At 65.6% G+C, this 3,044-nt stretch carries 4 protein-coding genes; 2 read left to right on the top strand and 2 right to left on the bottom strand.

Going from position 1 to position 3,044, the window contains the following annotated elements; genetic code table 11:
* Positions 1–217 precede the first annotated feature (217 nt).
* Positions 218–712: a hypothetical protein gene (locus ITP53_RS54640; protein WP_195903361.1), complete on the bottom strand. Its 495-nt coding sequence runs from the start codon at positions 710–712 to the stop codon at positions 218–220.
* Positions 713–1,121: 409 nt separating this feature from the next.
* Here ITP53_RS54640 and ITP53_RS54635 point away from each other — a divergent pair, with 409 nt between their 5' ends.
* Positions 1,122–1,388, top strand: a complete 267-nt coding sequence (locus ITP53_RS54635; protein ID WP_195903360.1) for a hypothetical protein — start codon at positions 1,122–1,124, stop codon at positions 1,386–1,388.
* 222 nt (positions 1,389–1,610) lie between these two features.
* Here ITP53_RS54635 and ITP53_RS54630 read toward each other — a convergent pair whose 3' ends face one another.
* A complete protein-coding gene (locus tag ITP53_RS54630; RefSeq protein ID WP_195903359.1) occupies positions 1,611–2,042 on the bottom strand; it encodes a C40 family peptidase in 432 nt (143 codons plus the stop codon).
* Between the two features lie 505 nt (positions 2,043–2,547).
* Here ITP53_RS54630 and ITP53_RS54625 point away from each other — a divergent pair.
* Positions 2,548–2,817 carry a hypothetical protein gene (locus ITP53_RS54625; RefSeq protein ID WP_195903358.1) on the top strand — a complete coding sequence of 90 codons (270 nt, stop codon included), beginning with the start codon at positions 2,548–2,550 and terminating at the stop codon, positions 2,815–2,817.
* Positions 2,818–3,044: the final 227 nt, after the last annotated feature.

Below are 3,044 nucleotides of genomic sequence, written 5' to 3'. Positions count from 1 at the left end.
CCCCTAGCACCACTCACCGCCCACGCTTCCGGACCTCCCCCCGGTCACCGGCCGCTTCCGAGGCCCCCGCGCCCGGCCACCGCTCACGTGCTTGTTCGTGTGAGTCTTGATGCCGGGAGGCGGGGGTCAGCGGGCGGTGGCGAGGATGATGCCGGATCCGTGGGTCAGTTCGACGGCGACGAGCCGGTGGTCGGTGAGGAGGGTTCGCCGGACGTCGTCATCTTTCTACCGCCGCGGCCAGCCGATGTCCGCCGAGTTTCCGGCGCGGTTTGAACACCGACAGCGTCGTCGCCGTCATGAGCAGGGCGATCTGCGTGCCCAGCGCGGCGACCTGACCCCACTGACGACCGGGCCCGGCCGCGATGCCGCCCTCGGTCGCGGCCGCCATTCCCTCGGGGTCGAACAGCAGCATGCCCACGCAGATCACGACCACCAACAGGACGAGCTTGGCCGTCACCCAGTAATAGCGAAACAGCCCCCAATGGCTGGTCAGCCCCAGCGTGATGCCGGTGGCCAATGCCGTGAGGCTCAGCGGTATCCCACCCCCGAACACCAGCGCGGGCATCAACCGATAGGCGGCGTGCGCCAGCTCCGGATCATTTGCCAGGGCCGCCGTCGTATTCAGCACGACCAGCCCCCACACCTCACCGAGCAGCGCGACGGACGCGATGACGTGGATAACCACGACTGTCTTGCGGATGGTGGGTCGCATCGCTCTCACCTGACCTCCGGATTCGGGAACTCGCGGCCATCCTCGCCGCTTTGTTCGCTCCGGACGTCACCCTGTGGGTGGCGCTCCAGGTACGCCGATCGGCGTACGACGATGCTCAAGTTTCGGGCGATCGTTGCCTAAACAGTGGTGAACGATTATGCCATCGTTCGCGCGGCAGGCCAAAGTGAATGTCGTTTGCCGGCCTACCGGCACGCCATATAAGCCGCATGTCGTCGATGAGCCGGAAAACTGAGCGCCAAGAAATCGAGGTGCCGCCTTGACCTCGATGTGGGCTTTCCGAGTTGCGGTTTCCGCTGCCTGCCGCGATGGTTATGGGCGGCACCTCACAGCCCTGCACAAACGACTATGGCGTCGGGAATTCCGCGCCGATCCATGGAGGAAATCAAACATGATCCGTCGCATTCTGGTCGGTGCCGCGATCGCGGCCACCGCGTTCGGCTTCTCCGCCACCGGAGCATCGGCCGACGTCGGCCCCAACGCGCACAACGGCGGGCAGAGCATCCTGAGCCAATTCAGCATCCTCGACGACGTGACCGCACTCAACGACGTCCTCAACGACTCGGTGAAGTACATCGACATCCTGACCCTGCTGCACCTGCAGGACATCGACGCCGACATCCTCAACAACGAGAAGAACACGGGCGACGACCACTGACGACTCCTCGCTTGGCGTAGGCAGGAAGTCGATCGGCGGCTCCCGTGGGAGACCCGGAGCCCGCCCGGCCAAGGTCGGCTTCCTGGTGCCTTGAGGTGAACCGGTAGAACCGCGCCGTGGAAAGTCGCGAAGCCACGGCACGGGCTTGGTGCGCACCGAGCTCTCAGCACCGCGCGGCCCAGGTCGATCACTGCAGGACGACCAGGGCCGCGCGGTCGCGCGTCAGAGGCCGGCCCCGTCGAGCCTGCCGACGTTTGCCGCGCTCGCGCTCGGTCTGACGACCCCCAGGAACGTCGGCCGGTCCAGCGGATCCACCCGTACGAACGCACCCGTGTAAGGGGCGTGCACCATCCGCGTCGCGTCAATGGCCACGGCGACGTGCTCGGGCCCCGTCCGGCGTGGATCGCTTTCGTAGAAGACCAGATCCCCCGGCTCTATCGCCTCCTTCGGAATGCGGATCCCCGAACGCCACTGTTCGTTCGTGGTCGTTCCGATCAGCACCCCGGCCCGCGCCCACGCGTATTCGGTGAGCCCGGAGCAGTCGAACCCGCTGATCTTGGCCCCTTTTCCGATCCCGAATCCGGGCCCGTGCGCTCCGCCGCCGCCCCATGAGTACGGGACCCCGATCATCTCCATCGCCGCCCGCACCGCCATGGTCCCGCCCGATGACCGGGCGGCCAGGACAGGGCGTGCGGACTCGCCGCAAATCACGCCGCAGCCATTGGCGGCCGGCGCCGGAGCGGATTCCGCGACGCCCAGGATCAGTGCTATTACCAATAGTCGCCGTAGTCCATTCATGGCATATTCAGCGCCCCCGTGACCATATCGCGCCGGGACCGGCCACGGCGCGTGCTCGTTAGCATTCCTCCTTCTCTATGTGGATAAAACGCGCTTTGGTCATGCGAGGCATACGTATGGCCATAACATGAAAAATCAGCCAAGGGCCCAAATCCGGCAAATCTGGATCGCTCTGACATTTCAGGACGAGATATGATAAACGGCCAAGGAATTGGGGCGGGTATTTGACCCCGGCTTAGCAGGGCCGGGTTGCGGAACGCCGAAGCCCGCGACATTGTTATTCGCGAAATCTCGCGACCCTGTGCGAGCGATTTACGATGACGCGCATTCCGCGCCGATTCCGCGAAAGGAGAGGTAACAAATGATGCGTCGCATTCTTGCCGGTGCAGCCATCGCGGGGAGCTTCCTGTTCGGGTTCTCGGCCATGAGCGCCTCGGCCGACATCGGCCCCAACCCGCTCAACAAGGACAAGGAGATCCTGAGCCAGCTGAGCGTGCTCGACGACCTCACCGTGCTCAACCACGTACTGAACGATTCGGTGAAGTACGTCGACCTCCTCACCGCCCTGCACCTGCAGGACATCAACCTCGACGTCCTCAACAACGAGACGGGCACGGGCGACGACAGCTGAGGCCGTTCCCGCGCGTGTACGGCGGCTGACGTGACGGCGTTCCTGTGGCCATGACCCCCTCGTGGCGGCACCTCACAGGAACCCCAGGTCAGGCCGGCTACTGGACGCGCGCGAGACGAGCCATACGACGGTGCCTTTGCCGGTTCGCCGCCACGGGCGCGCGACCGGCCTCAGTCGCCGGGCTCGACCACAGGGCCAGGCCGGCGCCCGCGTCGTGCCCGCAGCAG

This window comes from Nonomuraea cypriaca (assembly GCF_015645445.1).
GTDB classification, from domain to species: Bacteria; Actinomycetota; Actinomycetes; order Streptosporangiales; family Streptosporangiaceae; genus Nonomuraea; species Nonomuraea cypriaca.
This window is presented reverse-complemented; position numbering and strand designations above follow the sequence as displayed.

Bases quoted from the DNA above. Each gene is read 5' to 3' on its own strand.
- ITP53_RS54625 (WP_195903358.1), top strand. From the start codon at position 2,548: ATGATGCGTCGCATTCTTGCCGGTGCAGCCATCGCGGGGAGCTTCCTG.
- ITP53_RS54640 (WP_195903361.1), bottom strand. From the start codon at position 712: ATGCGACCCACCATCCGCAAGACAGTCGTGGTTATCCACGTCATCGCG.
- ITP53_RS54630 (WP_195903359.1), bottom strand. From the start codon at position 2,042: ATGGCGGTGCGGGCGGCGATGGAGATGATCGGGGTCCCGTACTCATGG.
- ITP53_RS54635 (WP_195903360.1), top strand. From the start codon at position 1,122: ATGATCCGTCGCATTCTGGTCGGTGCCGCGATCGCGGCCACCGCGTTC.